At 69.8% G+C, this 4,752-nt stretch carries 3 protein-coding genes; all 3 read right to left on the reverse strand.

All coding sequences use genetic code 11. The features are described 5' to 3' along the window. Nucleotides 1-38: 38 nt before the first annotated feature. The 3 genes from JGS39_RS36630 to JGS39_RS36640 all read right to left on the reverse strand — a co-directional run bounded on the left by JGS39_RS36630 (nucleotide 39) and on the right by JGS39_RS36640 (nucleotide 4,633). Nucleotides 39-2,762: a cellulose binding domain-containing protein gene (locus tag JGS39_RS36630; RefSeq protein WP_372456188.1), complete on the reverse strand. Its 2,724-nt coding sequence runs from the start codon at nucleotides 2,760-2,762 to the stop codon at nucleotides 39-41. A 619-nt stretch (nucleotides 2,763-3,381) separates the two neighbouring features. Next, nucleotides 3,382-3,786, reverse strand: a complete 405-nt coding sequence (locus tag JGS39_RS36635) for a Zn-ribbon domain-containing OB-fold protein (RefSeq protein WP_219574089.1) — start codon at nucleotides 3,784-3,786, stop codon at nucleotides 3,382-3,384. Between the two features lie 124 nt (nucleotides 3,787-3,910). Next, nucleotides 3,911-4,633: a TetR family transcriptional regulator gene (locus JGS39_RS36640; RefSeq protein ID WP_219574090.1), complete on the reverse strand. Its 723-nt coding sequence runs from the start codon at nucleotides 4,631-4,633 to the stop codon at nucleotides 3,911-3,913. Between the last annotated feature and the right edge of the window lie 119 nt (nucleotides 4,634-4,752).

Below are 4,752 nucleotides of genomic sequence, written 5' to 3' on the forward strand. Positions count from 1 at the left end.
AGACATAGGGGCACCCCCCCGTCCCCTCTGCCCCTCCGTCAGCCGGTGGCGCAGGCCTCGTCGCCCAGGGCGAACGCGGCCGGCGCGGCGTTGCCGCCCGCCAGGGTGCCCGTGAAGCCGAAGCCCACCGAGGCCCCCGGCGCAACCTTGCCGTTCCAGGCGATGCTGGCGGCCTTCACCTTCGCCCCGTCCTGCGTGGGCGTCGCGTTCCACATCTGGGTGACCTTCTGTCCGTCCGCGAACGTCCAGCCGAGCTGCCAGCCGTCCAGGGCCTCGGTCCCGGTGTTGGTGAGCGTCACATCGGCCTGGAAGCCGCCGGACCACTGGTTGGTGACCTTGTACTTCACCGAACAGGCCCCGTCCCCGGGCGGGTTCCCCGGGTCGGTTCCGGGGTCGGTTCCGGGATCCGTGCCCGGGTCCGTGCCGCCCCCGTCACCGTCCGAGGAGTCGCCGTACATGATTCCGCGGCCGTTGGTCGAGACGTACACCCGCCCGTACACCCTCGGGTCACCGGTGATGGAGGCCCCGATCCAACCCCACTGATGGGCGTCGTCGTTGATCCGGGTCCACGTCGAACCCGCGTCCGTGGAACGGAAGACGCCACGCACACCGCCGATCTTCGCGGTCACGAAGAGCGTCTGGTAGGAGGCTCCCGCGGCCGCCTTGCCGAAGCCGACCGAGTCCGCCTGCCCGATCCCGGACAGCTTCGTGAACGTCGCGCCCGAGTCGGTGGAGTGCCACAGCCCGTAGGCCCCGGTCGCACTGCCGCCCGCCAGCCACACATCGCCTTCGATGCCCGGCACGGCCTTGAAGCGGACGTTGCCCTCGACGGGCAGGCCGGCCGCCGCCTTCGCGGTGAAGGTGGCGCCGCCGTCCGTCGAGACGTAGAAGGTGCCGGCCTTGTACCCGTAGAACTTCTTGGGGTTCTTCCGGTCGGACTCGACGGTCGCTCCGGCCGGGATGCCGGTGGACGCCGACCATGAACTCCCGAATCCGGTGGTGCGGTGCACACCCGCTCCCTCCGGGCTCCACACGAATCCGCTGCCGTCGGCCGCCGCCGCGACCGTGCCGCCGCCGGTTACTCCGGCGGGCTCGGAACCCTGGAACCAGTTGGACCCGTTGTCCGTGGAGAAGCCGATGTGCGGGGCGGCGTCGGCGCTGCCGACCCGTACGACGGTGTTGGGGCTCGCCTCCGCGAAGTCGAGGCTGGTCGTCGAGGTGAGGTTGGGCGAGGTGAACATCATGCCGGGCACGGCGTCGAGATCGGTGTGCCGGAAGCCTCCGATGTCGCCGAGCGCGCTGAGCAGCGGAGCGCCGGACGGCGGGCTCGCCAGGTCGTTGACGGCCGTCTCCTCAAGGCCCTTGACCATCGGCGTGATCTTGAACTGACTCCCGGAGTCCCAGTTCGTGAGGTTCTCGGTGCCGTAGATCGTGGCGCCGGTGCCATACATCATCCGGTTGGAGTCGAACGGGTCGATCTCCAGCGCCTCCGTCATCCAGCCCAGCTTGGGCGTGGTCTCGGGCGGTGCCGGGTTGGCGCCCCAGGTCAGCCACGGCACGGAGGAGACGTCCTGGGTGAAGCGGTTGGTGCGGTTCGGGTAACTGCTGTAGTCCCAGGCCTGCGTCCAGGTCGCCCCGCTGTCCGTGGAGCGGAAGATCTGGGTGTCCGGCCACCAGGAGCTGTACGCGGTCGCCATCAGCGTCCCGGGGTGCTGCCGGTCCACGGACAGTCCGCTGAATCCGTAGTACGTGTCCGCCTCGGCGACCGGGCTCACGTCCGTCCACCCACCGGTGGCGGTGGCGTAGCGCCAGATCCGGCCCTTGCCGCCGTCGTACGGCCCGCCGGTGTCACTGAGCGTCAGATACAGATAGCCGTTGTCCGAGTCGAGTACGCCCTTGTGGGACAGGTATCCGGTCGGCTGCCCGGCGATCCGCGACCAGGTGACACCACCGTCGGTCGAGCGGTAGACGGTGTTGTCCTTGTCGGCGACGCCCACGTAGATGTCCTGGGTCGCGCTGCCCGCGCTGCCGGTGCGCTCGTCGAAGGTCACCCAGACGATGCCCTGGTTGTCATTGCCGTACCCGCTGGTGTCGGTCGGGTCCTGGGCGTAGTTGCCCGGGTTCGGGAACGCCGTCACCTCGGACCAGGTCGCCCCCGAATCGGTGGACCGCCAAAGGCCGTTGCCGCTGGGGGCGCCGAGGTACAGCACGGAGTTCTTGTTCGGGTCGACCGCGAGGCGCTCACCCATGCCGCGGCCCGGCATGTTCCCGCCGATCTTGAAGGGGAGCTCGGTCGCCTTCCAGCTGGCGCCCCGGTCCGACGAACGCAGCACAGCGCCGTTGTTCGGGTCCCAGCTGTTGGTGTACGTGCCCACGGCGGCGTACACGTTGTCCGGGTCGGCCGAGTCGGAGGCGAGACTCACCACGCCGGTCCAGCCCCAGTGGTCCCAGTCCACCCAGTCGAGCAGCGGGGTCCACTGCTTGCCCGCCTGGTCCCAGCGGTAGGCGCCGCCGATGTCGGTGCGGGCGTAGGCGAGGTTCTTCTCCGACCGGTTGAAGACGATCCCGGGGACGAAACCACCGCCGTCGATGCGGACGTTCTTCCAGTCGTACGTGTCCGCGGCCAAGGACACATCGGATGCTTCGGCTGCCGGCACGACATCGTTGGCTCGCGCCGATGCCGGGGCGCCGGTGGCGAAGAGACCGGCGGTAAGAGTGAGTGCTGCCAGGAGGGCGGCAAAGGGTCTGGCGCTTGAGCGCACGGAAACGTCCTCTCCGAACGAGACCGCCGACAGCGGCGGTACGGGGCGGGTACAGATGTGGGAGCGCTCCCATTCGCGTCCCGATGGTAGCGGCGCGAACCCGCCGGGAGAAGGGTGCTGCGCAGGGTTCATCGGATGACTCGGACCCCGTCCCGGGAGCGGCAGGCCACGCGCACGGGGCGGCGACTGCCCGCCCCCTGCGGGAAACCGCAGTACGGACGTACGGACCACCGCACCGGCGTCGGACGGCAATCCGCATACCGCCGCCGATGCGGGATTCCTGGCCGCCGAGTCGGACGAGGTGGTCGCCGAACTGCGCGAGGTGGCCTGGCGCGTCTATCCGACCGCGCTCGACAGTCTGGGGCTGCGGGAGGCGCTGGGCGGGGTGGCGGAACGGTGCGCCCTGCCCGTCCGGGTGGCGTACGACGTGTCCGGGCCGCTACCGCAGTCGGTGGAGACTGCCGCGTACTTCGTCGTGTCGGAGTCCGTGACGAACGCCGCCAAGCACTCCGGTGCCGGGCCAACGCGGTCTTCGACAAGCTGGGGCCGGCGCACACCACCGGCTACAACCGGCGGATCCTCGCGGTGCTGCGCTACCTGGAGGCGTGACGGCGCCGGCTCACGCGTACCAGTCGGCCATTCCGGGCGGGTCGCACAGTTCGAGTACCACTTCGCCCGCTTCGGAGGTCTTGCCGCCGACGGGCCGGACCCGGTCGCCGACGCTCACCAGGTGCGGAGCCGCGCCCACGATGCGGCAGCGGTACACGAAGCCTTCGGGGAAACGGACCAGGGACTCGTTGCGCATGACCCGCGAGTAGCGGTTCACGACGCTGGACCGCACGACGACGCCGTGTCCGTCGCTCTGCTCCGACTCCAGGTCGCTCGACGCGCAGACGGGGCACAGGAGTTTGCGGAAGGATGCGGTGCCGCACCATCGGCACACCTGGTAGACCAGACCCTCCGTGCTGCACGGCTCCACTGCGTCGTGAGCAGTGGGCTCCACGTCGATTCCGGTGATGAACACGTCTCGGCCTCCCGCGCTCGGTTGGGTGCGCCGGACCTCCGGCGACGACACACCGGCACCGTATGGCACTTAGTTCCACGAAGTAAAGGTACTGAGTGCCGATGAATGCGAACCGTCGAGTGAACTACCTCTCAGTGGTGCCGCGTTCCTCGTCGAGAGCCGCTTCGACGCGCTGCACGACGCGCCACATCGGGGCGCCCTTCGGCGCGATCATCACGATCACCTCGTCCTCGGCGGCCGGCGCGGGGGGCCGCTCGGCGGCCGATCCCCACACGGCGCGGACGAGTTCGAGCGCCCGGTCGACCTCGGCGCCGGCGTCGCCCCGGCCACCCGAACGCAGCCAGGACCGCAGCCCGTTGTTGTGCGCCGCGACCACCGAAGCGGCGATCACCTCCGCACGCAGGGCGGCATCGGGGGCGCCGGCCCACCGGCGCTCCAGGTACCCGGCCATGGTCCGCTCGTAGCGGCGCACGACGGAGAGCTCATAGGTACGCAGACCGGGCACCTCCCGGGTGAGCCCGTAGCGCTGCACGGAGAACTCCGGCTTCTCCGCGTACATCCGCAGGACCAGCCGGGCCGCGTCGCACACCGCCTCCACCGGATCGCCTTCCCCGGCGGCCTCCAGGAACGCGGTCATGTCCGCGAGGCACCGCTCGTGGTCGGGGAAGACCGCGTCCTCCTTCGAGGGGAAGTACCGGAAGAACGACCGGCGCCCCACCCCTGCGCTGGCGACGATGTCGTCCACCGTGGTCCGCTCGAACCCGCGCTCCATGAAGAGCGCGAAGGCCGCCTCGGCGAGCACGTCACGCATGGGGGGCTTCTTGGCCGGCCCGCGGTCATCGGTCATGCCGGAAACGTAGCATCGGAATCGCGCATCCGACACTGGGTACCTTTACGAAGGGTACTGGGTACCATAGGATCGTCTCGGAGACACCACGAAGTACAGGGAGAGCCGGCGTGAGCTTG

The sequence above is a fragment of the Streptomyces poriferorum genome (assembly GCF_019399235.1).
GTDB lineage: Bacteria > Actinomycetota > Actinomycetes > Streptomycetales > Streptomycetaceae > Streptomyces > Streptomyces poriferorum.

Bases quoted from the DNA above. Each gene is read 5' to 3' on its own strand.
- JGS39_RS36640 (WP_219574090.1), bottom strand. From the start codon at position 4,633: ATGACCGATGACCGCGGGCCGGCCAAGAAGCCCCCCATGCGTGACGTG.